This window comes from Thioalkalivibrio sulfidiphilus HL-EbGr7 (assembly GCF_000021985.1).
In the GTDB taxonomy this organism is placed as follows: domain Bacteria; phylum Pseudomonadota; class Gammaproteobacteria; order Ectothiorhodospirales; family Ectothiorhodospiraceae; genus Thioalkalivibrio_A; species Thioalkalivibrio_A sulfidiphilus.
Genome location: NC_011901.1, coordinates 1,268,862 through 1,294,965, shown reverse-complemented (window position 1 = coordinate 1,294,965; position 26,104 = coordinate 1,268,862). Strand labels below are relative to the sequence as shown.

Genomic DNA, 26,104 nt, shown 5'->3' with positions numbered 1-26,104 from the left:
AGCAAAGGGCCCCCGATACTGCCGGGGGCCCCTTGCTTTTGTATGGCGGAGAGGGTGGGATTGACTCGGGCCTTCCATGGCCCTCGCCCCTGCGGGGTATCTCGCATGCGCGCGATATCAGATCGGCTTCCTGCCGATCTAATCGAACCCTCAACTCTACGTTCGTGGGTTCGAATCCAGCTTGCTCACAATACAAAAGCAAAGGGCCCCCGATACTGCCGGGGGCCCTTTGCTTTTGTATGGCGGAGAGGGTGGGATTCGAACCCACGAACGGGTTACCCCGTCTCCGGTTTTCAAGACCGGTGCAATCAACCGCTCTGCCACCTCTCCAAACTTTCTCTATGACCCAGGTCCTGCGACTTCGAGTTGAAAACCGTACTCCGGTTTTATTCGGGCCTTCCTGGCCCTCACCCCTGCGGGGCCCGCCCTGTCGGGCGGTTATCGGTCGCTCCCGGCGACCTCAATCATGACCGGTGCAATCAACCGCTCTGCCACCTCTCCCAAGGCGCGTATGTTACCTGCCCACCACCAAAACCCACAACAATCAGCCGGTTGAGGAACCAGGTTTTGAACCCGCCGCTCTAATCGGGTACTTTACCCACACCACTGGAAACCACCAGCAACGGAGAACGACCCATGCAGACCGAAAGACTGTCCACGGCACGTGCCCAGAGCACTACCCTGGCCACCAACAAGGTCATTCGCAATACCTACATGCTGCTGTCCATGACGCTCGCCTTCAGCGCGGTCATGGCGTTCGTGGCCATGGCCACCGGGGCACGTCCCATCAACTGGATCCTGATGATCGCCGTGTTCATCGGCGGTCCGTTCCTGATCCACGCGGTGCGCAACAGCATCTGGAGCCTGCCCCTGACCTTCGTGTTCACCGGCTTCATGGGCTACGTGCTCGGACCCATCGTCACCCTGTATCTCAGCCAGCCCAACGGCTCGGAGATCGTCATGGGTGCCCTGGCCACGACCGCCGTCACCTTCGTCGGCCTGTCCGCCTACGCCCTGACCACCCGCAAGGACTTCAGCTTCCTGGGCGGCTTCGTGTTCGTAGGCTTCCTGGTGGTGCTGGCCGCCATCGTGGCCAACATCTTCCTGGGCCTGCCTGCCCTGTCCCTGGCCATCTCCGCCGCGGCGGTGCTGGTGGTCTCGGCCGCCATCCTGTTCGACACCAGCCGCATGGTGCACGACGGCGAGGCCAACTACGTGATGATGACGGTGTCCCTGTACGCCAACATCTATGTGCTGTTCCTGCACCTGCTGAACCTGTTCCACGCGTTCAGCGGTGACAACTGAGCCCCGGCTCGGTAGGTAGTAGAATCAGAAGGGCCCCGGATGGGGCCCTTCTGCATTGGAGAGACTGAACACCATGATCCAACACGGCGTCCTGCTGGACCTGGAAACCATGGACCGCGACGATCTCGACCTCGCGGCCCTGCGCGCAGCCCTGCCCCACTGGGACATCCACGCCTACACCGAGACCGACGAGGTCCCGGCGCGTATCGCCCGGGCGCAGGTGGTGGTCACCAACAAGGTGGTGGTCAACCGGGCCGCCATGGACGCGGCCCCGGAGCTGAAGCTGATCTGCGTGGCCGCCACGGGCACCAACAACGTGGACCTGGAGGCGGCACGGGAGCGCGGCATCACCGTGTGCAATGTGCGCGACTACGGTACCGCCTCGGTGGTGCAGCACGTGTTCACCCTGATCCTGGCCCTGACCACGCGCCTTGGGGACTACCAGCGTGACGTGGCCCGGGGCCTGTGGCAGGACAGCCGCCAGTTCTGTCTCCTGGACCACCCCATCCGTGAACTCTCCGGCCTCACCCTGGGCATCGTCGGCTACGGCGTGCTCGGCCAGGCCGTGGCGCGCACCGCCGAGTGTTTCGGCCTCAGGGTGATCGTGGCGGACAGCCTGGTGTCCCCGGGCAGCGATGCGGACCGCCTGCCCCTGGGGCGCGTGCTGGCCGAATCCGACATCCTGAGCCTGCACTGCCCGCTCACGGACCAGACCCGGCACCTGATCGACGCCCGGGCCCTGGCCGCCATGAAAGCCGACGCCCTGCTCATCAACGCCGCCCGGGGCGCGGTGGTGGACAACGCCGCCCTGGCCGACGCCCTGCGCCGGGGTGTCATCGGCGGCGCCGGCATCGACGTGCTGGACCAGGAACCGCCCCCCGCCGATCATCCCCTGCTGGCGCCGGACATCCCCAACCTGATCGTGACGCCCCACATCGCCTGGGCCGCCCGGGAGGCCCGCCAGCGGGTCATCGACCAGGTGACCGACAACATCCAGGCCTACCTGGCGGGCGCGCCCCGTCGCACGGTCTGAGGGGAGTCACCCATGAGCGATGCACTGGAAGCACGGGTGATGGAACTGGAGATCCGTCTGGCCCACCAGGAGGATCTCCTGCAGAGCCTCAACCAGACCATGATTGAACAACAGCAGCGCATCGACAGCCTGCAGCTGCAGATGGAGGGGCTTCGGCAACGGCTGGCGGCCGTGATCGAGAACCCGCTCATGGATCCGAACCAGGAACCGCCGCCGCCCCATTATTGAGGCCGCCTGCAGCCATACGCAGGTCGGCCTTCAGGCCGACAGCCACCTTCGCCTGAGCCACGCTGTCGGCCTGAAGGCCGACCTACGATCAAACACGCAGACCATGTCAGATACCCGTATCAGCATCCGTTACGCATCCGAGGACCTGCGGGAACGGGCCGAGGCCCTGGCTGCTGAGCTGAACCTGCCTCTGGCCGGTGAATCGGCCGGCACACCCTTGGTGCTAATCCTCGACGGCCATGGCCTGAGCCTCGCGCTCACCGCTCCCGACGCCCCCGGCCCCATCCAGGTGGATTTCGTGACCGGGCGCCTGGGCTATCGCCAGGCCCGCATCAGCCTGCGCAGCGAGCCCCTGGCCCGGGCGGTGGGCATCAAGGACAGCGAGCGGCCCAGCGTGGTGGACGCCACCGCCGGGCTGGGCCGTGACGGCTTCGTGCTCGCCAGTCTCGGCTGTGAGGTGACCCTGCTGGAACGGGAACCGGTGATCGCGGCCCTGCTGGCCGACGGCCTGGAACGGGCCGCCCGGGACGCGGACCTGGCGCAGACCATCGCGCGCATGCACCTGGTCACGGGAAACGCCCGGGACTGGCTCACGGCGCTGGACGAGGCCCCGCGCCCCGACGTGATCTACCTGGACCCCATGTATCCCCACCGGGACAAGAGCGCCCTGGTGAAGAAGGAGATGCGCGTGTTCCGTACCCTGGTGGGCGATGACCAGGACGCCCCCGAGACCCTGGAGGCGGCCCTCGCCGTGGCGAAACGCCGGGTGGTGGTCAAGCGCCCTGCCCGCGCCGAACCCCTGAGCGGCCGCAAACCCAGCCACCAGATCCCCGGCAAGACCACCCGCTTCGATGTTTACGTGACGGGTTGAAATCCAGGCATTCCACGCAAAGCACACAGAGACGCAGAGGGCGGAATAAGGCTGTTTGACGAAAAAACCTTTGCGCTCTTTGCGTCTCCGCGTCCTTTGCGTTGGTCGCGCAAGTCCAGCTAGTCGCCCAGGATGACCCTGCTGCCCTCCACCCGATAGGCGGGGACTTCCAGGTTGCGGCGGGCGGGCTGGCCGTCGTAGACGCGCCCGGCGTAGTCGTAGCGGGAGCCCCGGCAGCGGTCGGTGAAGCCACCGCCCCAGCCCGCCTCGGCGGCGGCCTCGGGGCTGACCAGGTCAAGGGGGCAGGAGAGGTCCGTGCCCTGCCCGTAGGCGATGAAATAACCCGGCACCAGGCTACGCCCGGGGTTGCGGGCCGCCCGGGGCTGGTTGCTCAGGCGGGAATCGGGATCGTAGAGCCGATCCGCATGGGCGGCGTCCGCCGCGTCCATGGCGGGGCTGCGGCGCAGCACCACCACCTCCCTGCCGGCCCAGTCCACACGCTGCATTTCACCGGGGGCCAGCGCGCTCAGGTCCACCCCAAGGGCCAGTCGGATGTCGGTCTCCGGGTTGCTGAAGAAGGCCCTGACCATGGCCTGCAGGATGAACAGCACCAGGGCCAGGGCCATGAGCTTGAGGGCTACCCGGTAGTAGAGTCGTGTCGAACCGCTCTGGGTCATCGGTCGCTCCGCAGCAATCAACGGGAACATGTCCCTGGCCAGCCCCGCCGCGTAGAATACCCATCGTTGCAGACACTCGCGAGAACGGAACCGGCATGAGAAATCGCAGTACAGACACCTACGTGGGCATCCACAACGACCTGCACGGCGGCATGACCGCCATCGGCACCATCATCAAGGACGCCTGGGTCTTCGGCCTGATCCCCGAGGATGAGACCTGCGAGGGCTGGAAGCTGGCCGACGTGCAGATGCTCTATGACAAGGTCAGCGCCGCCTGGGCACCCTACGGCCACCTGGTGAGCCGCCTGCCGCCGGAACTGCGGGAGAAGCACACCCGCATCTACGATGCCGCCATCGCCCGCGCCCAGGCCGCCGGCTGGGTACCCGGACAGGACATGGACAGCGATATGGAATGAAGGCGCTAGAGACAAGAGGCAAGATACAAGAGGCAAGTTGAAACCGTTTTTTCTTGCCTCTTGCCTCTTGTATCTTGCCTCTGCGATCTCCTTCAGTCCCGGAAGTTGTTGTATTGCAGCGGGAGGCCGACATCGGCCTGACGTAACAGGGCGATGACCTCCTGCAGGTCGTCGCGCTTCTTGCCGGTGACGCGCACCTTATCGCCCTGGATGGCGGCCTGCACCTTGAGCTTGGCCTCCTTGATGAGCTTGACGATCTTGCGGGCGGTGTCGGTCTCGATACCGGCCAGCACCTTGACCACCCGCCGGGCCTTGCCGCCGCCCTCCTCCAGCTTGCCGGGCTCGAGGCAACCCACGTCGATGCCGCGCTTGGCAATCTTCTGCACCAGGATGTCCATCACCTGTTCCACCTGGAATTCCGCGTCGCCGAACAGGGTCAACTCCATCTCGTTCAGCTCGATGGCCGCGGCGGTACCCTTGAAGTCGTAGCGCGTATCGATCTCCCGCTGGGTCTGATCCACGGCGTTGCGCAGTTCCTGCATGTCCACCTCGGACACCACGTCGAATGAGGGCATGGTCTTTCTCCACTGTTTAATGCGATGGGGCCCATTATAATCGGGCGCTCCACAGACGGAACTTGTCATGCAACGACTGTTCATCATCACCGGCGCGGCGCTCATGGCCCTGGCCGTGATCCTGGGTGCCTTCGGCGCCCATGGACTGCGCGACACCCTGGAGCCCGCGCGCCTGGCCGCCTGGCATACGGCGGTGCAGTACCAGGCCTGGCACGCCCTGGGTCTGCTGCTGCTCGGCGCCCTCTACGCACGCTTGCCGGAGCGCGGCGCGCGCGCGGCGGGGCTGTTCATGCTGGCCGGAATCCTGCTGTTCTCCGGCAGCCTCTACCTGCTGATGCTCACCGGCATGCGCTGGCTGGGCCCCATCACCCCTATTGGCGGCACCGCCTTCGTCATTGCCTGGCTGATCCTCGCCTGGAGCGCCTGGAAGGGCTTCAAGCACCCCTGAACCCACGACTCAAGAGACTATCCCATGGCCGACATCTCCTTCTCCCTGCACGCGGAACAGACCCTGGAATCCCTGCTCGAGCGCATGAGCGAGTTCGATGCCCTGGCGGACCTGGACATGGACATCATCGACGGCGTGCTGACCCTGGAATTCGACGACGGCGGCAAGCTGATCCTCAACCGCCAGGAAGCCGCCAGCCAGATCTGGCTCGCCTCGCCGGAGGGCCCCGCCCACTTCGGCTACGACGCCGACCGGGACGCATGGCTCAACGACCGCACGGGAGAGAGCCTCACCGACACCCTGAACCGGGTGCTGAGTGCGGGCTGTGGTGAGACGATCCGGCTCTGATCAGGGTACGGCAATTCAACGCAAAGGGCGCAAAGACGCAGAGGACGCAAAAAAGCCTTTTGAATTAAAAACCTTTGCGCTCTTGGCGTCTTTGCGCCCTTTGCGTTGAATGCTCTTGATTGAAATCTTTACTCAGGCTCACGCGGGGCGCGCAGGCGTGTCTCCAGGGAAAGCATGACCGCCTGGGGGCGTTCGGATTTCAGGGCCTCGTCCAGCAACTGCCAGGTCTGCGCAAAACCCTCCCGCTCGCGCAGCTTCATGCGCGCCAGGCCCAGGGAAAGGCTCCTGAACTGCCGGAAGAAGAGATAACTGAAGGTGGCCACGATCAGCCCGGCCCAGGTCTGATCCTGGAACCAGAGATACACCGCCAGGCCGTAGCCGATGAAGGTCAGGATGAAGATGGCTGCCGAGAAGTGGTGCACGGTCGCCACCACCTGCTCCAGCCGCTCGCGGTGTTCATCGATTTGTTGCTGGGTGAACATGACAGGCCCGGAGATTAGCGTGAGGCAGGCATTATAACCGCGTAGATGAAATTCAAAATTCAAAATTCAAAATTCAAAGGAAGCGTCTGGCCCCTTTAAATTTTGAATTTTGAATTTTAAATCGCGCCTACGACGAGCAGCTCACCGCGATCTCCTCCGCCCAGTCCGGCGGCAGGGCCGCGTAGGCCTCCATCTCCGGCTGCTCGTCGAAGGGACGCTCCAGCAGGCGCTGCAGGCGTTCCACCTCGCTGAAGTCCTTCTGCTCCGCCTTCGCGATGGCCATCTGGGCCAGGTAATTGCGCAGCACGTACTTGGGATTGACCGCCAGCATGTCCGCCAGGCGTGCCGCATCCTCTCGCCCTTCATGGCCGAGCCGCGCCCGGTAATCCGCAAGCCAGGCGTCGAAGGCCTCCGGGTCCCGGAAGGCCGCGCGCAGGTCCGGCAACCAGGCGGGATCATGGAAGCGGCCCAGGGCCCGGAAGAAGCGGGTGTAGTCCACGGCGCTGCCGGCCATCAGGCCCAGCAGGCGCTCGATCAGATCCAGGTCCTCACGGCGGGTTTCCAGCAGCCCCAGCTTGGCCCCCATGAGCGCCGTCCAGCAGCTGGCGAACTGGCCGTTGAACCGGTCCAGGGCGGCCCTGGCCAGTTCCACACCCGCCGCCTCGTCCTCATGCAGCAGCGGCAGCAGGGCCTGGGCCAGGCAGGCCAGGTTCCACCAAGCGATGCGCGGCTGCTGATCGAAGGCGTAGCGACCGCGATGATCGGAATGGTTGCAGATGAATCCCGGCTGGTAAGCGTCCAGGAAACCGTAGGGGCCGTAGTCGATGGTTAGGCCGAGGATGGACATGTTGTCGGTGTTCATCACCCCGTGGGCGAAGCCCACCGCCTGCCAGCGGGCGATCAGATCGGCGGTGCGCCGAATCACCGTCTCCAGGAGGGCGAGGTAGGGCTGATACCGCTCCGCCAGTTCCGGGTAATGATGGGCGATCACGTAATCGGCCAGTTCCTTGAGCCGCGCCGGGTAGCCGCCGTGGGCGAAGTACTCGAAGCTGCCGAAGCGCACGTGGCTCGGCGCCATGCGCACCAGGATGGCGGCGGTCTCGACCCGCTCCCGGTACACGGGCATGTCGCTGCCCAGGATGGTCAGCGCCCGGGTGGTTGGCACGCCCAAGGCATGCATGGCCTCGCTGGCCAGGTACTCCCGGATGGTGGATCGCAGCACCGCGCGCCCGTCGGCGCCCCGGGAGAATCGGGTCGGGCCACTGCCCTTCAGCTGCAATTCCCAGCGCGCCCCTTCCGGGGTCTGCACCTCGCCCAGCACCAGCGCGCGCCCGTCCCCCAGCTGGGGCACGTAGACGCCGAACTGGTGCCCCGCGTAGATCATGGACACCGGCTCCATACCGGTCAGGGGGATCTGTCCGGTGAAGGCGTTGACGAACTCCGCCCGGCTCGCCTCTTCCGGGTGCAGCCCGATCAGGGCCGCGGCCTTCTCGTTGAAGGCCACCCGGTAGGGCTGGGGAAACGGGGCCGGCATGGGCCGGTCGTGGAAGGCCTCCGGCAGGCGGGCGTAGCTGTTGATGAACTTCAGGTCTTCGAGTTTATGCATGGGCAGATGGTGAGACTTGAGGGATGCCGGATCAACACAGAGACAGCATGGGTTATCAGTACGAAGTCGGGTAGAAAGCAAGAAGTGGGAATTGGGGGGGGAAGTAAGAAGTGGGAATTGGGAGGTGGGAAAAGCTTGAATCGACCATCGGTGAGGGTGGTCTTTTCCCACTTCCCACTTCACACTTCCCACTTCCATTGCCCCCTTCGCCAGCCCTATGCCCGACCCGACTCCCTTCCTGAACCGCCTCACCAAGAACCTCCGCCACTGGTCCAAGTGGGCGCGCCGCCAGGGGATCGAGTGTTTCCGCATCTACGACCGGGACCTGCCGGAGTTTCCCGTGGCCATCGACGTGTACGCGGGACGCCCCCACGTGCAGGCCTTTGAAACCCGCTGGGAGGCGGACGAGGCCACCTATGAGGCCTGGGTGGATGCGGTGCGGGGGACGGTGGCGGGGCTGTTCGAAATTCCGCCGGCAGAATTGGCGTTCAAGGTGCGGCGCCGGCAGAAGGGCACGGATCAGTACGAGGCCACCGGCAACCCGCCGGCTCCCTTCGTGGTGCACGAGGACGGACTGAAGTTCGAGGTGGACCTGCACCGCTACCTGGACACGGGCTTGTTTCTGGATCACCGCGTCACCCGCGCCCTGGTGCGTGAACAGGCCCGGGACAAGCGTTTCCTGAACCTGTTCGCCTACACCGGCAGCTTCACCGTGCATGCCGCCGCAGGCGGCGCGAGCAGTTCACTGACCCTGGATCTCTCCAACACCTACCAGGACTGGACCCGCCGCAATCTGCGCCTCAACGACCTGGACCGGCCCGAACACCGGCTGGAGCGCTGCGACGTGATGGACTGGCTGGAGCATTCATCAAAGATCGAGGAGCGTTTCGACCTGATCGTCATGGACCCGCCGTCGTTCTCCAACTCCAAGGCCATGGACACCACCCTGGACGTGCAGCGCGACCACCCCTGGATGATCAACCGGGCCCTGAGCCTGCTGACCGCGGACGGTGTGCTGTATTTCTCCAACAACAAGCGGGGCTTCAAGCTCTACGAAGACGAACTGATCCCCTGCGAGCTGGAGGACATCACCAGGAAGACCACGCCGGAGGACTTTCGAAGACACCCGCCGCACCGGTGCTGGGTGATCCGGCGCAGCAATTGGAAACCCGGGATGAAGTAAGAAGTGTGAATTGGGAAGTGGGAATGGAAGTCAGAAGTGCGAATTGGGAAGTGCGAAGTATAGACCTCAAAAGACAGCAGAAGCCCGCGCCTGCTGGCAAATGCTCCAGTAATGCATGCTCGCCCACAGGGGGTCGGGTCCTACGAAGTCAGTAGAAGTCGGTTTACTCCTGTTCCCACTTCCCAATTCACACTTCTTACTTCATCGGGTCATTCCACCAACTGAATGATATGCCCTCCCGAGCGCTCGTCCTTCTCCAGCCTGATCAAACCCTCCTTCTCCGCTGCCTCTAGCAGCGCACTGAAGGAACGGAAGCCGTAGTAGCTCTCGTTGAAACCGGGCTTGCGGCGCTTGATGGCCTGCTTGACCATGGAGCCCCACACGGTCTCGTCCTCGCCCCGTTCTGCCTGCAAGGCCTCGGCGGTTTCGACGATCAGGTCCAGGGCCTCCTGCATCTTCTTCTCGTCGCCCTCCTGTCCCTCGGCCTTCTTGGCCGGGGCCTCTTCCTTGCTGCCGGACTTGGCGGAGGACTTGCGGGGCTTGCGCTTCTTGTGGGCGGCCTCGCGCACCAGGTCGTCGTAGTAGATGAACTCATCGCAGGCGGCGGTGAGCAGGTCAGAGGTGGACTTCTTCACGCCCACGCCGATCACCAGCTTGTTGTTCTCCCGGAGCTTGGCCACCAGGGGGGAGAAATCCGAATCGCCGCTGATCACCACGAAGGCATCCACGTGGCCCTTGGTGTAGCAGAGGTCCAGGGCGTCCACCACCATGCGGATGTCGGCGGAGTTCTTGCCGGACTGGCGCACGTGGGGGATCTCGATCAATTCGAAGGCGGCCTCGTGCATGGGCGCCTTGAATTCCTTGTAGCGGTCCCAGTCGCAATAGGCCTTGCGCACCACGATGTTGCCCTTGAGCAGCAACCGCTCCAGCACCTTGCCGATGTCGAACTTGGGATACTTGGCCTCGCGCACACCGAGGGCGATGTTCTCGAAGTCGCAGAACAGCGCCATGTTGCGGATTTCAGCAGGACTCGGCATGGGGAACCTCACTGGGCAGTATCAGCCTTCAGCGTACACCAAAGCGGGAGCATGTGGCTGTATTGCGTTATGGCACGCAGAGGGCGCAGAGACGCAGAGAGCGCGGAGTTTTATTGATCTAAAACCTTTGCGTTCTCTGCGTCTCCGCGCCCTCTGCGTTGAATCACAGATTCCGGTCAGACAGACGGATCCATGACCTCGAGCCCGCCCATGTAGGGGCGCAGGGCCTCGGGGATGTGGATGCGACCTTGGGCGTCCTGGTGGTTTTCCAGCACTGCCACCAGGGTACGGCCCACGGCGAGGCCCGAGCCGTTGAGGGTATGCAGCAGTTCCGGCTTGCCGGTCTCCGGGTTGCGGTAGCGGGCCAGCATGCGCCGGGCCTGGAAGTCCTCGAAGTTGGAGCAGGAGGAGATCTCCCGGTAGGTCTCCTGGCCCGGCAGCCAGACCTCGATGTCGTAGGTCTTGGCGGAGGAGAAACCCATGTCGCCGGCGCAAAGTGCCATCACCCGATACGGCAGCTCCAGCTTCTGCAGGACCTTCTCGGCATGGCCGGTGAGCGCCTCCAGGGCATCCCAGGACTGCTCCGCCGGTACCAGCTGCACCAGTTCCACCTTCTCGAACTGGTGCTGGCGGATCAGGCCGCGCACGTCCTTGCCGTAGGAGCCGGCCTCGGAACGAAAACAGGGGGTGTGGCTGACGAAGCGGGCCGGCACCTGGGCGGCCTCCAGGATGGTGTCCCGGGCCAGGTTGGTGACCGGCACCTCGGCGGTGGGGATCAAGTAGTAGCCGTGCTCGCTGATGTGGAACAGGTCCGCCTCGAACTTGGGCAGCTGGCCGGTACCGCGCAGGGAATCGGCGTTGACCAGGTAGGGGACGTAGACCTCCTCGTAGCCGTGCTCCCGGGTGTGCAGGTCCAGCATGAACTGCACCAGGGCCCGGTGCAGGCGCGCCATGTCGCCCCGCTTGACGGTGAAGCGCGCACCGGCGAGCTTGGCGCCGGTTTCGAAGTCGAGCCAGCCCTTGGGTTCGCCCAGGGCCACGTGATCCCGCACCGGAAAATCGAAACGCCTGGGCTCACCCCAGCGGCGGATCTCCACGTTGGACTTCTCGTCCAGGCCATCGGGCACCGAGGCGTGGGGCACGTTGGGGATGCCCATGAGGAACTCGTCCAGTTCCGCCTGCAGGGCCGAGAGCCGGGTCTCCGCCTCGGCCAGGGCCTCGCCCATGCGCGAGACCTCTGCCTTCAGGGGCTCGATGTCCTCGCCCCGGGCCTTGGCCTGGCCGATGGCCTTGGAACGGCTGTTGCGCTCGCTCTGCAGCTCCTGGGTATGCACCTGGATCTGCTTGCGCTCCGCCTCGAGGCGGGCAAAGGTCTCGGTGTCCAGCTGGAAGCCCCGGCGGGCCAGCCGCGCGGCGGTCTCTTCCAGTTCATTACGCAGGCGTTTGGGATCCAGCATGAGCGGCGGTCCTGGGCAGAATTCACGGAAAAATCAGGGCGGAATCTTACCACAGGGGCCGAGGCCGCCGGGATGCGCCGGCGCTGGAATCAGCGAACACATGATATCCGCCGCAGAGGCGCGGCGGCGCAGAGAACATCAATGGACAGGATTGACAGGATTTCTCTGAATTCAACACTGGAAAGATCTGCCAGCGAGCACCCACCGGATCCCTGGACGCTGTCAATCCTGAAAAATCCTGTTAATCCTGTCGTCGTTTTGTCTTTGATCCGCGCCTCCGCGTCTCCGCGGCAAGGCAGTTCCAGGTCCTACCGCGCCGGGCGCGTGTGCTGGGTGCGGAATTTCTGGGGGCGGTGTTTGCGGCCCACCCGCTTGCCTTCGCCGCCGGTTCCGCCCGTGCCGGCGGGCTGGAAACGCGGCACCAGGTGGCGCTTGCCGTTGCCGATGAGATCGGCGCGGCCCATGTTCTCCAGGGCCTCGCGCAAAAGCGGCCAGTTCTCCGGGTCGTGGTAGCGCAGGAAGGCCCTTGTGCAGACGGCGCTGGCGCAGGCCCTTGGGTGACTGCACGATCTCGGCACCCTTGCGGCGCACGTTCTTCAGCGGGTTCCGGCCGGTGTGGTACATGGCGGTGGCGAGCGCCATGGGGCCGGGCAGGAAGGCCTGGACCTGGTCGGCGCGAAAGCCGTTGCGCTTGAGCCACAGGGCCAGGTTCATCATGTCCTCGTCCGTGGTGCCCGGGTGGGCGGCGATGAAGTACGGGATCAGGTACTGCTCCTTGCCCGCCTCCTTGGAGAACTTGTCGAACAGGGCCTTGAAGCGGTCGTAGCTGCCCATGCCCGGCTTCATCATGTGGGACAGGGGCCCCTGCTCCGTATGCTCCGGGGCGATCTTCAGATACCCACCCACGTGGTGGGTCACCAGTTCCTTCACGTACTCGGGTGACTCCACCGCCAGGTCGTAGCGCAGGCCCGAGGCGATCAGCACCTTCTTCACCCCGGGCACCTGGCGGGCGCGGCGGTAGAGATGGATCAGGGCGCTGTGGTCGGTGTTGAGGTTCTTGCAGATCTCCGGGTACACGCAGGACAGGCGCCGGCAGCTCTGCTCGATCTTCTCGTCCTTGCAGGCGATGCGGTACATGTTGGCGGTGGGGCCGCCCAGGTCCGAGATCACCCCGGTGAAGCCCTCCACCTTGTCACGGATCTCCTCGATCTCGCGGATGATGGACTCCTCGGAACGGTTCTGGATGATGCGACCCTCGTGTTCGGTGATGGAGCAGAAGGTACAGCCGCCGAAACAGCCGCGCATGATGTTCACCGAGAAGCGGATCATCTCCCAGGCGGGGATGCGCGCATCGCCGTAGGCCGGGTGTGGGGCCCGGGCATAGGGCAGGTCGAACAGGGCATCCATCTCCGGCGTGGTCAGCGGGATGGGCGGCGGGTTGAGCCAGACCTCCTTGTCACCGTGGCGCTGTACCAGGGCGCGGGCGTTGCCCGGGTTGGTCTCCAGGTGCAGCAGGCGCGAGGCGTGGGCATAGAGCACCGGGTCCGACTTCACCTGCTCAAAGGACGGCAGGCGCACCACGGTCATCTCCCGGGGATGGTCCCGGGGGATCTCCCGGTGCAGGTGCACCACCTTCACCGGTGGCGGCGCATCGGGGGCCTGCTCCGCCGTCTCGCAGGTCGACGGCGTGACCATGGCGTAGGGATCGGGGTGTGGGTCCACCTTGCCGGGGGTGTCCAGTTCCGTGGAATCCAGTTCCACGAAGCCGCCGGGCACCGCATCACGCATGAAGGCCGTGCCACGCAGGTCCTGGATGTCCTTCGGGTGCTCGCCCTTCGCCACCCGGTGGGCCACCTCGACCAGGGCGCGCTCGGCGTTGCCGTAGAGCAGCAGGTCCGCCTTGGCATCCAGCAGGATGGAGCGGCGCACCTTCTCGGACCAGTAATCGTAGTGGGCGATGCGGCGCAGGGACGCCTCGATACCCCCGATGATCACCGGGGTGTCCCGGTAGGCCTCCCGGCAGCGCTGGGTGTAAACGATCACCGCCCGGTCCGGGCGTTTACCGCCCTCGTCGTTGGGGGTGTAGGCGTCGTTGCGGCGGATTTTCCTGTCCGAGGTGTAGCGGTTGACCATGGAATCCATGTTCCCCGCGGTCACGCCGAAGAACAGGTTGGGCTTGCCGAGGCGCTGGAAGTCCTCCACCGAGGTCCAGTCCGGCTGGGCGATGATGCCCACCCGGAAACCCTGCGCCTCCAGCAGCCGGCCGATGATGGCCATGCCGAAGCTCGGGTGGTCCACGTAGGCATCGCCGGTGACCAGGATGATGTCACAGGAATCCCAGCCGAGCGCCTCCATCTCCGCCCGGGACATGGGCAGAAACGGCGCGACGCCGAAGCGTTCCGCCCAGTACTTGCGGTAGGAAAAGATGTTCTTCGCGGGGAGCATGGCAGTGACCTACTGAAACTATCGGATATTAGACGCGGGACAGGGGAAAAATTCAATGGAGGGATTCCCATGTTCCGTGTGTCACGCAGAGGACGCAAAGGCGCAGCGAACGCGGAGATTTTTGGATACATGCTTCTTGCGCTCTCTGCGCCTTTGCGTCCTCTGCGTGATTCAGCGACACCAATCCGCGCCACGTAACAGTCAGGCACCTCGGTGGGGGAATCAGAATGACTCAATCAAGGCCACCGCATGTGCGGCGATGCCTTCCTCGCGGCCGGCGAAGCCGAGGCGCTCGGTGGTGGTGGCCTTGACGTTGACGCACTCCAGGGCGACGCCCAGGTCGTCGGCCAGGTTGGCGCGCATGGCCTCGATGTGCGGGGCCATCTTCGGCGCCTGGGCGATGATCGTGGCGTCCACGTTGCCCACCCGGTAACCCTGCTCATGCAGCAGTTCCACCACCCGGCGCAGCAGCACCCGGCTGTCGGCGCCCTTGTAGGCCGGGTCCGTGTCCGGGAAATGCCGGCCGATGTCCCCCAGCGCCGCCGCGCCCAAGAGGGCATCGCACAGGGCATGGATCAGTACGTCGCCATCGGAATGAGCGGCGAAGGCCTTGGCGTGAGGAATGCGTACGCCCCCCAGCACCACGTGGCCCCCCGCCTTGAAGGCGTGCACGTCGTAACCGTGTCCGATGCGTATATTGGCCATTATGTTGTTACTAGCGAATGTGTGACAGAAACGCAGAGGACGCAGAGACGCAAAGATCGCAGAGGGATATTAGATGGATCCTGCGCATGTGTGTCCGAGGACCTCGTCGTGCTCCTTGCTCAGGAACAATAGTATTCTCTCTGCGCTCTCCGCGCCTCTGCGTCCTCTGCGTAAAGAACGCAATCTGATCAGGAAACCTGGCCACGCCCGAGGAAGAACTCCGCCAGCGCCAGGTCCGCCGGGCTGGTGATCTTGAGGTTGGCGGGGCTGCCTTCCACCAGGCGCGGGGCGTGGCCGGCCAGCTCCATGGCGGAGGCCTCGTCGGTGACGAGCAGGCCTTGCTGTCGAGCGGATTCCATGGCCTCCACCAGCATGGCATAGCGAAACATCTGCGGGGTGAACGCTCGCCACAGGCCGGCGCGGTCCACCGTCTGTGCCACACGCCCTTCGGCATCGGCGCGCTTGAGGGTGTCGGCCACCGGCGCGGCCAGGAGCCCGCCCACGGGATCGTCCCGAAGGGTGTCCAGCAACCGCGTGAGATCTTCGTCAGAGAGACACGGGCGGGCGGCGTCGTGGACCAGCACCCAGTCGTCGTCCGCGGCCTGATGCTTGAGGGCGCGCAGGGCATTGAGCACCGAGTGACAACGCTCCTCGCCCCCGTGCACCACCAGCAGGGGCTTGTCGGAGCGTATGGTGAGTTCCCGGTAGTATTCGTCCTCACCGCCGATGGCCACGGCCAGCCCGGTGATGCGGGGGCTGCGGATGAAGATCTCCAGGGTGTGTTCCAGCACCGTGCGCCCGGCCAGCGCCAGGTACTGTTTGGGGCGATCGGCACCCATGCGCCGACCCACACCGGCGGCGGGGATCACGGCCCAGAAGTCAGGGGAAGTACTCATGGGGTCTCGCCGGGGCGGCCGACCACCTGGAAGAAGGTCTCGTCGCGACGGATCATGCCCAGTTCACGCCGGGCCCGTTCCTCGATGGCGTCCAGGCCGGTCTTGAGGTCGGTGACCTCCGCATCCAGGGCGGCATTGCGGTAGCGCAGTTCTTCGTTCTCGGCCCGCTGGGCCTCCAGGGTCTGGCGCAGCTGCCACACCTCGGCAACGCTGCCCTCGCCGATCCACAGCTTGTACTGCAGCCCCAGCAGCAACACCACCAGCAATCCGGTCACCCATTTCATCGGACAGTAGTGTAACTCAGAGGTCCTGGAGATGCCTCAGGCTGATCAATTCACGCAGAGGGCGCAGAGACGCAGAGCACGCAAAGGGTTTTCAAAGTGAAGTCTTTGCGCTCTTTGCGTCTCTGCGTCCTCTGCGTAAACAGCGATGCAACTGAAACAGCTCAGCCCAGCTGCTTGAAAGCACCCCGGCCGGCGTACCTGGCGGCGCTGCCCAGGGCCTCTTCGATGCGGATCAGCTGGTTGTACTTGGCCACGCGGTCGGAGCGGGACAGGGAACCGGTCTTGATCTGGCCGGCCTGGGTGGCCACGGACAGGTCGGCGATGGTGACGTCCTCGGTCTCGCCGGAGCGGTGGGAGATCACTGCGGTGTAGCCGGCCTTGTGGGCCATGTGGATGGCGGCGAGGGTCTCGGAGACAGTGCCGATCTGGTTGAGCTTGATGAGGATCGAGTTGGCGATGTGCTTGTCGATGCCCTCCTTCAGGATCTCGGTGTTGGTGACGAACAGGTCGTCGCCCACCAGCTGCACCTTGCCGCCCAGCTTCTCGGTGAGCAGCTTCCAGCCGGCCCAGTCGTCCTCGGCCATGCCGTCCTCGATGGTGAGGATGGGGTACTGGTTCACCCAGCCGGCCAGGTAGTCGACAAAGCCCGCCGCATCGAAAGACTTGCCTTCGGATGCCAGCACGTACTTGCCGTCCTTGTGGAACTCGGAACTGGCGCAGTCCAGGCCCAGCCAGATGTCCTGGCCCGCCTTGAAGCCGGCCTTGTCGATGGCCTCCAGGATCACCTCGATGGCCGCCTCGTTGGAGGGCAGATCGGGGGCGAAACCGCCCTCGTCGCCCACGGCGGTGGAGGAACCGCGCTTGTGCAGCACCTTCTTCAGGGCATGGAAGACCTCGGCGCCGTAGCGCACGGCCTCGGCGATGGAGGACGCACCCACGGGCAGGATCATGAACTCCTGCATGTCCACGCTGTTGTCCGCGTGGGCACCACCATTGACGATGTTCATCATGGGCACGGGCAGGGTCACCGCCTCCTCGCCGCCCAGGTGGCGGTACAGGGGCATGCCCGCATCAGCGGCGTTGGCGTGTGCGGTGGCCATGGAGACCGCCAGCAGGGCGTTGGCGCCCAGGCGGCTCTTGTTGGGTGTGCCGTCCAGCTCGATCATGCGGCCATCCACGGCGGCCAGGTCGGTGGCCTTCATGCCCAGCAGGGCCTCGCGGATCTCACCGTTCACATGACCCACCGCCTTGCGCACGCCCTTGCCGCCGTAGCGCACGTCATCGTCGCGCAGCTCGATGGCCTCGCGGGCACCGGTGGAGGCGCCGGAGGGCACCGCGGCACGGCCCATGACTCCGGAGGCCAGGGTGACTTCCGCCTCGACGGTGGGGTTGCCCCGGGAATCAATGATCTCGCGGGCGTGGATATCGACAATCTCGGACATGACGGGTGAATCCTCTGGATCTCAAGTTTGAAATTCGATGATAAATGGACAGGATGAACAGGATTTTTCAGGATTCACGGGATTGAGAATCAAAAAACATCGGACAGGATTTACATGATTAACAGGATTAACAGCATGGGCCTTTCAACATCATGTCAATCCTGTAAATCCTGTCCATTCCCTCGTCGTTATCCTTAAAAACCCAAAAACCTGTAAATCCTGTCCATTCAAGTTGTTCAGGTATTCAGAAAGCGCGACTCGATGAAGCCCTGGGCCTTGACCACGTCATCCAGGGTCTTGAGCGTCACCAGCAGTTCTTCCATCAGCGGCAGGGGCCAGGCATTGGGGCCGTCGGACAGGGCCTTGTCCGGGTCCGGGTGGGTCTCCATGAACAGGCCCGCCACGCCGGAGGCCACTGCTGCCCGCGCCAGCACGGGCACGAATTCCCGCTGGCCGCCGGAGCTGGTGCCCTTGCCACCCGGCTGCTGCACGGAATGGGTGGCGTCGAACACCACCGGGCAGCCGGTCTCGCGCATCACCGCCAGGCCGCGCATGTCGGAGACCAGGGTGTTGTAGCCGAAGGACACGCCGCGCTCGCAGACCATGATCTGGTCGTTGCCCGCTTCGCGGGCCTTGTCCACCACGTTGCCCATGTCCCAGGGGGCCAGGAACTGGCCCTTCTTGATGTTCACGGGCCGGCCCTGACGGGCCACGTTCTGGATGAAGTTGGTCTGGCGGCACAGGAAGGCCGGGGTCTGCAGCACGTCCACCACCGCGGCCACCTCTTCCAGCGGGGTGTCCTCGTGCACGTCGGTCAGCACCGGCACGCCGATCTGCTGCTTCACGGTCTCCAGGATACGCAGGCCCTCCTCCAGGCCCAGGCCGCGGAAACTCCGGGTGGAGGAACGGTTGGCCTTGTCGAAAGAGGACTTGTAGATGAAGGGCACACCGACCCGCTCGCAGAGCTCCTTGAGCTGTCCGGCGGTGTCCAGGGCCAGCTGCTCGCTCTCGATCACGCAGGGGCCGGAAATGAGAAAGATCGGGTGTTCGAGACCCGCTTCGAAATGACACAGTTTCATGATGTTCAGTCGCTCTTGGTCTGGGTCTTCTCGTGCTGGGCGCGCGCCGCACGGATGAACCCGGAAAACAGGGGATGGCCATCCCGGGGGGTGGAGGTGAACTCCGGGTGGAACTGGCAGCCCAGGAACCAGGGGTGGTCCTTCAGTTCCACCACCTCCACCAGGGAGCCGTCCTCGGAACGCCCGGAGATCACCAGACCCGCGGCGGTCAGGGTCTCCAGGTAGCCGTTGTTGAATTCGTAGCGGTGACGGTGCCGCTCGGTGATGTGGTCGCTGCCGTAGCACTGGTGGGCCAGGGTACCCGGCGTCAGCTGGCAGACCTGGCCACCCAGGCGCATGGTGCCGCCCAGGTCGGAGTCCGCACTGCGCTGTTCGATGCGGCCCTCACGGTCCTTCCACTCGGTGATCAGGGCGATCACCGGGTGCGGGGTATTGGGCCGGAACTCGGTGCTGTGGGCCCCTTCCAGGCCGGCCACGTGGCGGGCGAACTCGATCACCGCCACCTGCATGCCCAGGCAGATGCCCAGGTAGGGAATCCCGTTCTCCCGCGCATAGCGCACGGCGGCGATCTTGCCCTCCACGCCCCGCTCACCGAAGCCGCCGGGCACCAGGATGGCGTCCAGGTCCTCGAGACAGCCGGCGCCCTCGGTCTCCAGTTTCTCGGAATCGAGATAGCGGATGGTGACCTTGGTGCCGGTGTGGATGCCCGCGTGGGTCAGGGCCTCGTTCAGGGACTTGTAGGACTCGGTGAGGTCCACGTACTTGCCCACCATGCCCACGGTGACCTCCGCCTCGGGGAACTCCATGGCGTTGACCACGTGCTTCCAGTCGGAGAGGTCGGCGGGCGGCGCATCGATGTGCAGCTTGCGCAGCACGATCTCGTCCAGTTTCTGGGAATGCAGCCACAGGGGGATCTTGTAGATGTTGTCCACATCCACCGCGGAGATCACTGCCCGCTCCTCCACGTTGGTGAACAGGGCGATCTTGCGCCGTTCGCCTTCCGGCAGGGGCTGGTTGGCCCGGCACAGCAGCACGTCCGGCTGGATACCGATGGAGCGCAGTTCCTTGACCGAGTGCTGGGTGGGCTTGGTCTTGATCTCGCCGGCGGCGGCGATGTAGGGCACCAGGGTGAGATGGATGAACAGGGCATTCTCGTGGCCCATCTCAACGCCCATCTGGCGGATGGCCTCCAGGAACGGCAGGGACTCGATGTCACCCACGGTGCCGCCGATCTCCACCAGGGCGATGTCGGCACCCTCGGCACCGGCGCGGATGCTGCGCTTGATCTCGTCGGTGATGTGGGGGATCACCTGTACGGTGCCGCCCAGGTAGTCGCCACGGCGCTCCTTGCGGATCACGTTCTCGTAGATCTGTCCCGTGGTGAAGTTGTTGCGCCGGCCGGTCTTGATGCGCACGAAGCGTTCATAGTGACCCAGGTCCAGGTCGGTCTCCGCGCCGTCCTCGGTGACGAACACCTCGCCGTGCTGGAAGGGACTCATGGTGCCCGGATCCACGTTGATGTAGGGATCAAGCTTCAGCAGGGTGACCTTGAGACCCCGGGCCTCGAGGATGGCGGCCAGGGAAGCGGAAGCAATACCCTTGCCCAGGGAGGAGACAACGCCCCCTGTAATGAACACATATCGCGTCATGGAAAGACTCTTGGAGAGTGGGCCGGCCCGGTGGCTCGGGACGGGCAGAAAGTCTAGCAAATTCGGGGGATTCCCTCAATTGCGCCCGGGCCCGCCCCAGGGCTGCTCCCGGGCCCACATGACGCCGCACCGGCGCGTGAATCCTGCATGACAGGATTCCCCCGCGCCTTGCAATCCAGGGCCAACTCCCACAAGGTAAATAGGCCTTAAGCCACAAGGCACCAATACCGGGCCCGGTCACCGGGTCCAGACCTTGCCACCGCCATGAAACGGCGCGCGGCACATCCAGTTGTTCATTGCCGGGGGCATGGCCGAACCATCCCCCATCAGAAACGGGCCGGATCGGGATCCGGCCAGGGGCCCCAGGGGCCACGCTTCAGACGCTCAATCAAGACGACACAAGGGCGGGAGACCGTCCACACCACCATCGCGGGTGCAGCCAGGGCAGGCTCTGCGCCGCCAAGCGATGACCGACCCTGGCCCCACCGTCTGCGGGCAGGCGGTCGAATCCACCATGCCTGCCGAGGGAGGAAGACGATGACATCCACGGCCACACAGCAGGAATTCGGCGACGCACCCACCGAGGTGCGCGACACGGAACACTACCAGCAGGAGTACGTGAAGTCCTTCGTGGACAAGTGGGACGAACTCATCGACTGGGACAGCCGCAGGGCCAGTGAGGGGGACTTCTTCATCCGCGCCCTCAAGGAGCGCGGTGCCAGGCGCATCCTGGACGTGGCCACCGGCACCGGCTTCCACTCCGTGCAACTGGTGGAAGCGGGTTTCGACGTGGTCAGCGCGGACGGCAGCGCCGAGATGCTCGCCAAGGCCTTCGAGAACGGCAGGCGCCGGGGGCACATCCTGCGCACCATCCAGTCCGACTGGCGCTGGCTGAACCGGGACGTGCACGGGCGCTTCGATGCCATCGTTTGCCTGGGCAACTCCTTCACCCACCTGTTCAGCGAGAACGACCGGCGCAAGGCCCTGGCGGAATTCTACTCGGCGCTCAACCACGATGGTGTGCTGATCCTGGACCAGCGCAACTACGACGCCATCATGGATCACGGCTATTCCAGCAAGCACACCTTCTACTACTGCGGCGACAACGTGGAGGTGCGGCCCGAGCACGTGGACGAGGGCCTGGCCCGGTTCCAGTACACCTTCCCCGACCACTCCGTCTACCACCTGAACATGTACCCGCTGCGCAAGGCCTACGTGCGCCGCCTGATGCGCGAGGTGGGCTTTCAGCGCATCGAGACCTACGGGGATTTCAAGGAGACCTACAAGGAAACGGAGCCGGACTTTTTCATCCACGTGGCCGAGAAACAGTACCGGGAGGCATGAGCATGAGCCAGAAGTACAGCACTGCGGTGGCCACCGCGCGGGACTACTACAACAGTGACGACGCCGACACCTTCTACCATCGGGTCTGGGGCGGCGAGGACATCCACATCGGGCTGTACGAGTCCGATGATGAGCCGATCTTTGATGCCAGCCGACGCACCGTGGCCCACATGGGCGACCTGCTGGGTGAGCCCAGGCCCGACATGACCGTGCTGGACATGGGTGCCGGCTACGGCGGCTCCGCCCGTTACCTGGCGTCCACCTTCGGCTGCCGGGTGGTGGCCCTGAACCTGAGCGAGGTGGAAAACGAGCGCAACCGGGAGAAGACCCGCGCCCATCACCTGGACAAGCTCGTCGAGGTGGTGGACGGCAGCTTCGAGTCCGTGCCCTACCCCGACCAGAGCTTCGACATCGTCTGGTCCCAGGACGCCATCCTGCACAGCGGCAACCGCCGCCAGGTGGTCCGGGAGGCGGCCCGCCTGCTCAAGCCCGGGGGCGTGTTCATCTTCACCGACCCGATGCAGACCGACGACTGCCCCGAGGGCGTGCTGGAGCCGATCCTGGCCCGCATCCACCTGCAGACCCTGGGCTCGCCGGGCTTCTACCGGGAGGCCTGCGCCGCCGAGGGCCTGGAGGAGATCGGCTTCGAGGCGCATGCGGACCAGCTGCCGCGCCACTACGCCCGGGTGCTGGCCGAGACCGAGGCCCGGGAACAGGGCCTCAAGGGCGAGATCTCCCCGGATTACCTGGAACGCATGAAAAAGGGCCTCGCTCATTGGATCGAGGGCGGCCGCAACGGCCACCTGACCTGGGGCATCTTCCGCTTCCGCAAACCCGCCTGATTCCCGCCTGCGGCACCCGTTCCAGGTGCCGCTCAGCTGCATATCCATTCATGACTCAAGGAGCCATGCCATGAACAAGACCTACCTGTTCACCTCCGAATCCGTATCCGAAGGCCATCCCGACAAGCTCAGCGACCAGGTCTCCGACGCCATCCTGGACGCCTACCTGGCCCAGGACCCCAAGGCCCGGGTGGCCGCCGAGACCTTCTGCACCACCGGCGTGGTGGCCGTGGGCGGCGAGGTCAAGTCCAGCGCCACCGTGGACATCGAGCGCATCGTGCGCGAGGTGGTGCGCGACATCGGCTACACCAGTTCCGAGATGGGCTTCGATGCCGACACCTGCGCGGTGATGAACCTGATCGGCGCCCAGTCCGCCGACATCAACCAGGGCGTGGACCGCGCACGTCCCGAGGACCAGGGTGCCGGCGACCAGGGCCTGATGTTCGGCTACGCCTGCGACGAGACCGAGGTGCTGATGCCCGCCCCCATCCACTTCGCCCACCGCCTGGTGCGCCGCCAGGCCGAGGTGCGCAAGAACGGCCGGCTGCCCTGGCTGCGCCCCGACGCCAAGAGCCAGGTGAGCTTTCGCTACGAGAACGGCAAGGCCACCACCATCGATGCCGTGGTGCTCTCCACCCAGCACGCGGCGGACATCGAGCAGAAGGCACTGCGCGAGGCGGTCATGGAGGAGATCATCAAGCCGGTGCTGGGCGACAGGCTGCACAAGGACACCAAGTACCACATCAACCCCACCGGCCGTTTCGTCACCGGCGGCCCCCTGGGCGATGCCGGGCTCACCGGCCGCAAGATCATCGTCGACACCTACGGCGGCATGGCCCGCCACGGGGGCGGCGCCTTCTCCGGCAAGGACCCCTCCAAGGTGGACCGCTCCGCCGCCTATGCCTGCCGTTACGTGGCCAAGAACATCGTGGCCGCCGGCCTGGCATCGCGCTGCGAGGTGCAGGTCTCCTACGCCATCGGCGTGGCCGAGCCCACATCCATCGCCGTGGAGACCTTCGGTACCGGCAAGGTGGACGAGGGCACCCTCACCGCCCTGGTGCGCGAACACTTCGACCTGCGCCCCTACGGCATCCTCACCATGCTGGACCTGGAGCGGCCCATCTACCGCCCCACGGCGAGCTACGGGCACTTCGGCCGCGAGGATCTGGACGTGAGCTGGGAGCGCACCGACCGGGCCGAGGCGCTGGCCGATGCCGCCAAGGGCCTCAAGGCCTCGTAGAAAGTTGGAAGGGTGAATTGGGAAGTGGGAAACGGGAAACGGCAAGGACCACGGCCTCTCCCGGACACCGGCTTCGCTCTCATGCCCAGCCGATATACAAAATGGAAAAGGGCGGCCACGGCCGCCCTTTTCAATGCCACACCACTTCGCACTTCCAGGTTCAGACTTCCGACTTCCAGTACACCGCCACCAGCACCTCCCCCCGAAACACCAGGGGCAGCCGGTCCCGCAGCCAGGGCGGGACGCCCCGTTCCTGCATCAACTTCTTCAGGTCCCGGGTCCGGTCCCGTACCCGCAGGGTCTCGCCGCCCAGGCGAAAGGCCACGGTGAAGGTCTCCCCCGGCGCCAGACTCACCCCCTGAGAGGCCAGCCAATCGCCGGACAGCGTCACACCAAGGGACGGGATCTCAAGGGCGCTGCGGCCATCCCATTTGAAACACTGGCCGGGATCGTGATCTCCGAGCGGCACCATGGCATGCAGGGCGTCCCGGTAGCGGCGGATCTCGCCACCCGGCCAGGCCACCAGCGGCGTGGTATCCGGGCCGGCAGCGAGCACGTCGTCCAGCACGCTCTGCAGGCGCGCCTGGGATGGCATTGGCAAACCCTTTTCCATGAGCCAGAAGCGCAGGACATTGCGCTGGCGCGCCGGGCGCAGGGTCTTGAGCGCGGCCACGGACAGGGTGCCACTGAAGTCACCGCGCAGGGCCTCCAGGTCCTGGCGCGCCAGGTCCCCCAGCAGGCCGAGACTCTCCGCCTGGTGTCCGGCGGCCCGGGCCAGGGTCTGGTCCAGGGAGGGCCAGCGCTCGCGCAGCAAGGGCATGATCCGTTCGCGCAGCAGGTTGCGGTCAAAACGGGTGTCCCGGTTGCTGTCGTCCTCGATCCAGGCAAGGCCATGATCCCGGGCGTGACCCTCCAGAACCTCTCGGGAGACCTCCAGCAGGGGCCGGCCATGCCAGCCCGCACCCAGGGGCTGCCAGCGGGGCATCGCCGCCAGACCCGCCGGGCCGGAACCCCGCAGCAGTTGCAGCAACAGGGTCTCCGCCTGGTCCCGCTGATGATGGGCGGTGAGCAAGCCGTCGCCCGGCAGCAGCGCGGCCTCGAGCGCGGCATAGCGGACACGGCGCGCCGCCGCCTCCGGGCTCTCCCCGTCGGCCGGCGAGGCATCCACATGGATCACCCTGAGTTCCACGCCCAGGTCTTCGCAGACCTGGCCGCAATGCTCGACCCAGGCATCGGCACGGGGATTGAGGCCGTGATGCACGTGGATGGCGCGAAGCTCGGGAAACCCTACACCGCGCAGGGCCGCGGCGGCATGCAGCAGCACGTGGGAATCGAGGCCGCCGCTGAAGGCGACGATCAGGCGGGAGGCGGGAGGGAGATGCCGCAGGGCATCGCGGAGGACGTCAGACAACATGGCCATGAAGTGCGAAGTGTGAGTTGGGAAGTGGGAAGTAAAGGCTTTCAATTCGCACTTCCCAATTCACACTTCGCACTTCAGTTCACCCTTCTTTGTATTCGCCATACCCCATCAGCCGCCCATAGCGGCGCTCCAGCAGCGCATCGGTGTCCATGGCGCTGAAGGTCTGCAGGGCCTCGGCGAGCGCGGTGTGCAGGTTGCCGGCCATCTGCTCCGGGTTGCGGTGGGCGCCGCCCAGGGGCTCGGGGATGATGGTGTCGATCAGGCCCAGCTCCTTGAGCCGGGCGGAGGTGATGCCCAGGGCCTCGGCGGCATCGGAAGCGCGCTCGGCACTCTTCCACAGGATGGAGGCGCAGCCCTCGGGGGAGATCACCGAGTAGGTGCTGTACTGGAGCATCATCACCCGGTCGCCCACGCCGATGGCCAGCGCGCCACCGGAGCCGCCCTCCCCGATCACGGTGCAGATGACGGGTGTGCGCAGACCCGCCATCACCTGCAGGTTCATGGCGATGGCCTCGCTCTGGCCACGCTCCTCGGCACCCACGCCGGGATAGGCGCCGGGGGTGTCGATGAAGGTGAAGACCGGCAGGCGGAAGCGCTCCGCCAGACGCATCAGGCGCAGGGCCTTGCGGTAGCCTTCGGGACGGGGCATGCCGAAGTTGCGGCGGATCTTTTCCTTGGTGTCGCGGCCCTTCTGGTGGCCGATGACCACCACCGGCTGTCCATCGAAGCGGGCCATGCCGCCCACGATGGCGGCGTCGTCGGCATAGGCGCGATCGCCGTGCAGTTCCTCGAAGTCGGTGAACAGGCGGCCGATGTAGTCCAGGGTGTAGGGACGGCGCGGATGGCGGGCCAGCTGGGCCACCTGCCAGGCGGAGAGCTTGGAGAAGATGGACTCGGTCAGGGACTTGCACTTGGCCTGCAGCCGCGAGATCTCTTCCTGGATGTTGACCTCGGCATCATCGCCCACATAGCGAAGTTCCTCGATCTTGGCCTCAAGTTCGGCGATCGGCTGTTCAAAGTCGAGAAAATCAGGGTTCATAAGAATGGCTGCCGGGTTTGGATTCGTTGTCGTCGGCAAGGCTGGGATTCTAA

Annotated in this window: 25 protein-coding genes, 1 tRNA gene and 1 pseudogene; 11 read left to right on the top strand and 16 right to left on the bottom strand. The window is 65.2% G+C overall.

The window, feature by feature from the left end; genetic code table 11:
- Positions 1–240: 240 nt before the first annotated feature.
- A tRNA-Ser gene (locus TGR7_RS06020) sits at positions 241–330 on the bottom strand.
- Between the two features lie 306 nt (positions 331–636).
- On the opposite strand from TGR7_RS06020, the gene TGR7_RS06015 reads away from it, so the two are divergent.
- The 4 genes from TGR7_RS06015 to TGR7_RS06000 all read left to right on the top strand — a co-directional run bounded on the left by TGR7_RS06015 (position 637) and on the right by TGR7_RS06000 (position 3,437).
- The gene (locus TGR7_RS06015) at positions 637–1,305 is read left to right on the top strand and encodes a Bax inhibitor-1/YccA family protein (protein WP_012637771.1); all 669 of its coding nucleotides are present in this window, start codon (positions 637–639) and stop codon (positions 1,303–1,305) included.
- 73 nt (positions 1,306–1,378) lie between these two features.
- Positions 1,379–2,338 (top strand): 2-hydroxyacid dehydrogenase, encoded by a 960-nt coding sequence (locus tag TGR7_RS06010; protein WP_012637770.1) that lies wholly within the window; start codon positions 1,379–1,381, stop codon positions 2,336–2,338.
- A 12-nt stretch (positions 2,339–2,350) separates the two neighbouring features.
- Positions 2,351–2,566: a SlyX family protein gene (locus tag TGR7_RS06005; RefSeq protein WP_012637769.1), complete on the top strand. Its 216-nt coding sequence runs from the start codon at positions 2,351–2,353 to the stop codon at positions 2,564–2,566.
- Positions 2,567–2,669: 103 nt separating this feature from the next.
- On the top strand, positions 2,670–3,437 hold the full coding sequence (locus TGR7_RS06000; RefSeq protein ID WP_012637768.1) for a class I SAM-dependent methyltransferase: 768 nt from the start codon (positions 2,670–2,672) through the stop codon (positions 3,435–3,437).
- 119 nt (positions 3,438–3,556) lie between these two features.
- On the opposite strand, the gene TGR7_RS05995 is transcribed toward TGR7_RS06000, so the two are convergent.
- Complete coding sequence (locus TGR7_RS05995) at positions 3,557–4,114, bottom strand: Rieske (2Fe-2S) protein (protein ID WP_012637767.1); 558 nt, start codon at positions 4,112–4,114, stop codon at positions 3,557–3,559.
- Between the two features lie 95 nt (positions 4,115–4,209).
- On the opposite strand from TGR7_RS05995, the gene TGR7_RS05990 reads away from it, so the two are divergent.
- On the top strand, positions 4,210–4,530 hold the full coding sequence (locus TGR7_RS05990; protein ID WP_012637766.1) for a hypothetical protein: 321 nt from the start codon (positions 4,210–4,212) through the stop codon (positions 4,528–4,530).
- Between the two features lie 92 nt (positions 4,531–4,622).
- Here TGR7_RS05990 and TGR7_RS05985 read toward each other — a convergent pair whose 3' ends face one another.
- Positions 4,623–5,105 carry a YajQ family cyclic di-GMP-binding protein gene (locus TGR7_RS05985; protein ID WP_012637765.1) on the bottom strand — a complete coding sequence of 161 codons (483 nt, stop codon included), beginning with the start codon at positions 5,103–5,105 and terminating at the stop codon, positions 4,623–4,625.
- A 67-nt stretch (positions 5,106–5,172) separates the two neighbouring features.
- Between TGR7_RS05985 and TGR7_RS05980 the strand changes: the two genes are divergently transcribed.
- Positions 5,173–5,553 carry a DUF423 domain-containing protein gene (locus TGR7_RS05980; protein WP_012637764.1) on the top strand — a complete coding sequence of 127 codons (381 nt, stop codon included), beginning with the start codon at positions 5,173–5,175 and terminating at the stop codon, positions 5,551–5,553.
- 24 nt (positions 5,554–5,577) lie between these two features.
- The gene (gene cyaY / locus TGR7_RS05975) at positions 5,578–5,901 is read left to right on the top strand and encodes an iron donor protein CyaY (protein WP_012637763.1); all 324 of its coding nucleotides are present in this window, start codon (positions 5,578–5,580) and stop codon (positions 5,899–5,901) included.
- Between the two features lie 128 nt (positions 5,902–6,029).
- Here the strand turns inward: cyaY and TGR7_RS05970 are convergent, their stop codons facing one another.
- The gene (locus tag TGR7_RS05970) at positions 6,030–6,383 is read right to left on the bottom strand and encodes a hypothetical protein (protein WP_012637762.1); all 354 of its coding nucleotides are present in this window, start codon (positions 6,381–6,383) and stop codon (positions 6,030–6,032) included.
- Positions 6,384–6,510: 127 nt separating this feature from the next.
- Positions 6,511–7,989, bottom strand: coding sequence for a protein adenylyltransferase SelO (locus TGR7_RS05965; RefSeq protein ID WP_012637761.1), 1,479 nt, complete (start codon positions 7,987–7,989; stop codon positions 6,511–6,513).
- Between the two features lie 217 nt (positions 7,990–8,206).
- Here TGR7_RS05965 and TGR7_RS05960 point away from each other — a divergent pair, with 217 nt between their 5' ends.
- The gene (locus TGR7_RS05960) at positions 8,207–9,172 is read left to right on the top strand and encodes a class I SAM-dependent methyltransferase (RefSeq protein ID WP_012637760.1); all 966 of its coding nucleotides are present in this window, start codon (positions 8,207–8,209) and stop codon (positions 9,170–9,172) included.
- Positions 9,173–9,381: 209 nt separating this feature from the next.
- Here the strand turns inward: TGR7_RS05960 and TGR7_RS05955 are convergent, their stop codons facing one another.
- From TGR7_RS05955 to TGR7_RS05915, 9 genes and pseudogenes are all read right to left on the bottom strand, one after another.
- Entirely contained in the window at positions 9,382–10,209 is an 828-nt protein-coding gene (locus tag TGR7_RS05955) for an NYN domain-containing protein (RefSeq protein ID WP_012637759.1), read from the bottom strand.
- A gap of 176 nt (positions 10,210–10,385) precedes the next feature.
- Positions 10,386–11,666 carry a serine--tRNA ligase gene (gene serS / locus TGR7_RS05950; protein WP_012637758.1) on the bottom strand — a complete coding sequence of 427 codons (1,281 nt, stop codon included), beginning with the start codon at positions 11,664–11,666 and terminating at the stop codon, positions 10,386–10,388.
- 308 nt (positions 11,667–11,974) lie between these two features.
- A pseudogene (locus TGR7_RS05945) lies at positions 11,975–14,111 on the bottom strand (YgiQ family radical SAM protein).
- Between the two features lie 222 nt (positions 14,112–14,333).
- Positions 14,334–14,816, bottom strand: coding sequence for a 2-C-methyl-D-erythritol 2,4-cyclodiphosphate synthase (gene ispF, locus TGR7_RS05940; RefSeq protein ID WP_012637756.1), 483 nt, complete (start codon positions 14,814–14,816; stop codon positions 14,334–14,336).
- 188 nt (positions 14,817–15,004) lie between these two features.
- Entirely contained in the window at positions 15,005–15,712 is a 708-nt protein-coding gene (gene ispD / locus TGR7_RS05935; protein WP_012637755.1) for a 2-C-methyl-D-erythritol 4-phosphate cytidylyltransferase, read from the bottom strand.
- Positions 15,709–15,996: a cell division protein FtsB gene (ftsB, locus tag TGR7_RS05930; protein WP_012637754.1), complete on the bottom strand. Its 288-nt coding sequence runs from the start codon at positions 15,994–15,996 to the stop codon at positions 15,709–15,711. The genes ispD and ftsB overlap by 4 nt, the downstream gene beginning before the upstream one ends.
- A gap of 161 nt (positions 15,997–16,157) precedes the next feature.
- Entirely contained in the window at positions 16,158–17,438 is a 1,281-nt protein-coding gene (gene eno, locus TGR7_RS05925; protein ID WP_012637753.1) for a phosphopyruvate hydratase, read from the bottom strand.
- 236 nt (positions 17,439–17,674) lie between these two features.
- On the bottom strand, positions 17,675–18,517 hold the full coding sequence (gene kdsA / locus TGR7_RS05920) for a 3-deoxy-8-phosphooctulonate synthase (RefSeq protein WP_012637752.1): 843 nt from the start codon (positions 18,515–18,517) through the stop codon (positions 17,675–17,677).
- A gap of 5 nt (positions 18,518–18,522) precedes the next feature.
- Positions 18,523–20,166: a CTP synthase gene (locus TGR7_RS05915; protein WP_012637751.1), complete on the bottom strand. Its 1,644-nt coding sequence runs from the start codon at positions 20,164–20,166 to the stop codon at positions 18,523–18,525.
- Positions 20,167–20,703: 537 nt separating this feature from the next.
- Here TGR7_RS05915 and TGR7_RS05910 point away from each other — a divergent pair.
- The 3 genes from TGR7_RS05910 (at position 20,704) to metK (ending at position 23,592) form a co-directional block, all read left to right on the top strand.
- Positions 20,704–21,510, top strand: coding sequence for a glycine/sarcosine N-methyltransferase (locus tag TGR7_RS05910; RefSeq protein ID WP_012637750.1), 807 nt, complete (start codon positions 20,704–20,706; stop codon positions 21,508–21,510).
- Between the two features lie 2 nt (positions 21,511–21,512).
- Positions 21,513–22,352 (top strand): SAM-dependent methyltransferase, encoded by an 840-nt coding sequence (locus TGR7_RS05905; RefSeq protein WP_012637749.1) that lies wholly within the window; start codon positions 21,513–21,515, stop codon positions 22,350–22,352.
- Positions 22,353–22,422: 70 nt separating this feature from the next.
- Positions 22,423–23,592: a methionine adenosyltransferase gene (metK, locus tag TGR7_RS05900; RefSeq protein ID WP_012637748.1), complete on the top strand. Its 1,170-nt coding sequence runs from the start codon at positions 22,423–22,425 to the stop codon at positions 23,590–23,592.
- Positions 23,593–23,752: 160 nt separating this feature from the next.
- On the opposite strand, the gene tilS is transcribed toward metK, so the two are convergent.
- A complete protein-coding gene (gene tilS, locus TGR7_RS05895) occupies positions 23,753–25,006 on the bottom strand; it encodes a tRNA lysidine(34) synthetase TilS (protein WP_245523033.1) in 1,254 nt (417 codons plus the stop codon).
- A gap of 85 nt (positions 25,007–25,091) precedes the next feature.
- Positions 25,092–26,051, bottom strand: coding sequence for an acetyl-CoA carboxylase carboxyltransferase subunit alpha (locus tag TGR7_RS05890; protein WP_012637746.1), 960 nt, complete (start codon positions 26,049–26,051; stop codon positions 25,092–25,094).
- Positions 26,052–26,104: the final 53 nt, after the last annotated feature.

Excerpts from the sequence above, each read along its gene's own strand:
- TGR7_RS06015 (WP_012637771.1), top strand. The coding sequence starts at position 637 with ATGCAGACCGAAAGACTGTCCACGGCACGTGCCCAGAGCACTACCCTG.
- TGR7_RS06010 (WP_012637770.1), top strand. The coding sequence starts at position 1,379 with ATGATCCAACACGGCGTCCTGCTGGACCTGGAAACCATGGACCGCGAC.
- TGR7_RS06005 (WP_012637769.1), top strand. The coding sequence starts at position 2,351 with ATGAGCGATGCACTGGAAGCACGGGTGATGGAACTGGAGATCCGTCTG.
- TGR7_RS06000 (WP_012637768.1), top strand. The coding sequence starts at position 2,670 with ATGTCAGATACCCGTATCAGCATCCGTTACGCATCCGAGGACCTGCGG.
- TGR7_RS05995 (WP_012637767.1), bottom strand. The coding sequence starts at position 4,114 with ATGACCCAGAGCGGTTCGACACGACTCTACTACCGGGTAGCCCTCAAG.
- TGR7_RS05990 (WP_012637766.1), top strand. The coding sequence starts at position 4,210 with ATGAGAAATCGCAGTACAGACACCTACGTGGGCATCCACAACGACCTG.
- TGR7_RS05985 (WP_012637765.1), bottom strand. The coding sequence starts at position 5,105 with ATGCCCTCATTCGACGTGGTGTCCGAGGTGGACATGCAGGAACTGCGC.
- TGR7_RS05980 (WP_012637764.1), top strand. The coding sequence starts at position 5,173 with ATGCAACGACTGTTCATCATCACCGGCGCGGCGCTCATGGCCCTGGCC.
- cyaY (WP_012637763.1), top strand. The coding sequence starts at position 5,578 with ATGGCCGACATCTCCTTCTCCCTGCACGCGGAACAGACCCTGGAATCC.
- TGR7_RS05970 (WP_012637762.1), bottom strand. The coding sequence starts at position 6,383 with ATGTTCACCCAGCAACAAATCGATGAACACCGCGAGCGGCTGGAGCAG.
- TGR7_RS05965 (WP_012637761.1), bottom strand. The coding sequence starts at position 7,989 with ATGCATAAACTCGAAGACCTGAAGTTCATCAACAGCTACGCCCGCCTG.
- TGR7_RS05960 (WP_012637760.1), top strand. The coding sequence starts at position 8,207 with ATGCCCGACCCGACTCCCTTCCTGAACCGCCTCACCAAGAACCTCCGC.
- TGR7_RS05955 (WP_012637759.1), bottom strand. The coding sequence starts at position 10,209 with ATGCCGAGTCCTGCTGAAATCCGCAACATGGCGCTGTTCTGCGACTTC.
- serS (WP_012637758.1), bottom strand. The coding sequence starts at position 11,666 with ATGCTGGATCCCAAACGCCTGCGTAATGAACTGGAAGAGACCGCCGCG.
- ispF (WP_012637756.1), bottom strand. The coding sequence starts at position 14,816 with ATGGCCAATATACGCATCGGACACGGTTACGACGTGCACGCCTTCAAG.
- ispD (WP_012637755.1), bottom strand. The coding sequence starts at position 15,712 with ATGAGTACTTCCCCTGACTTCTGGGCCGTGATCCCCGCCGCCGGTGTG.
- ftsB (WP_012637754.1), bottom strand. The coding sequence starts at position 15,996 with ATGAAATGGGTGACCGGATTGCTGGTGGTGTTGCTGCTGGGGCTGCAG.
- eno (WP_012637753.1), bottom strand. The coding sequence starts at position 17,438 with ATGTCCGAGATTGTCGATATCCACGCCCGCGAGATCATTGATTCCCGG.
- kdsA (WP_012637752.1), bottom strand. The coding sequence starts at position 18,517 with ATGAAACTGTGTCATTTCGAAGCGGGTCTCGAACACCCGATCTTTCTC.
- TGR7_RS05915 (WP_012637751.1), bottom strand. The coding sequence starts at position 20,166 with ATGACGCGATATGTGTTCATTACAGGGGGCGTTGTCTCCTCCCTGGGC.
- TGR7_RS05910 (WP_012637750.1), top strand. The coding sequence starts at position 20,704 with ATGACATCCACGGCCACACAGCAGGAATTCGGCGACGCACCCACCGAG.
- TGR7_RS05905 (WP_012637749.1), top strand. The coding sequence starts at position 21,513 with ATGAGCCAGAAGTACAGCACTGCGGTGGCCACCGCGCGGGACTACTAC.
- metK (WP_012637748.1), top strand. The coding sequence starts at position 22,423 with ATGAACAAGACCTACCTGTTCACCTCCGAATCCGTATCCGAAGGCCAT.
- tilS (WP_245523033.1), bottom strand. The coding sequence starts at position 25,006 with ATGTTGTCTGACGTCCTCCGCGATGCCCTGCGGCATCTCCCTCCCGCC.
- TGR7_RS05890 (WP_012637746.1), bottom strand. The coding sequence starts at position 26,051 with ATGAACCCTGATTTTCTCGACTTTGAACAGCCGATCGCCGAACTTGAG.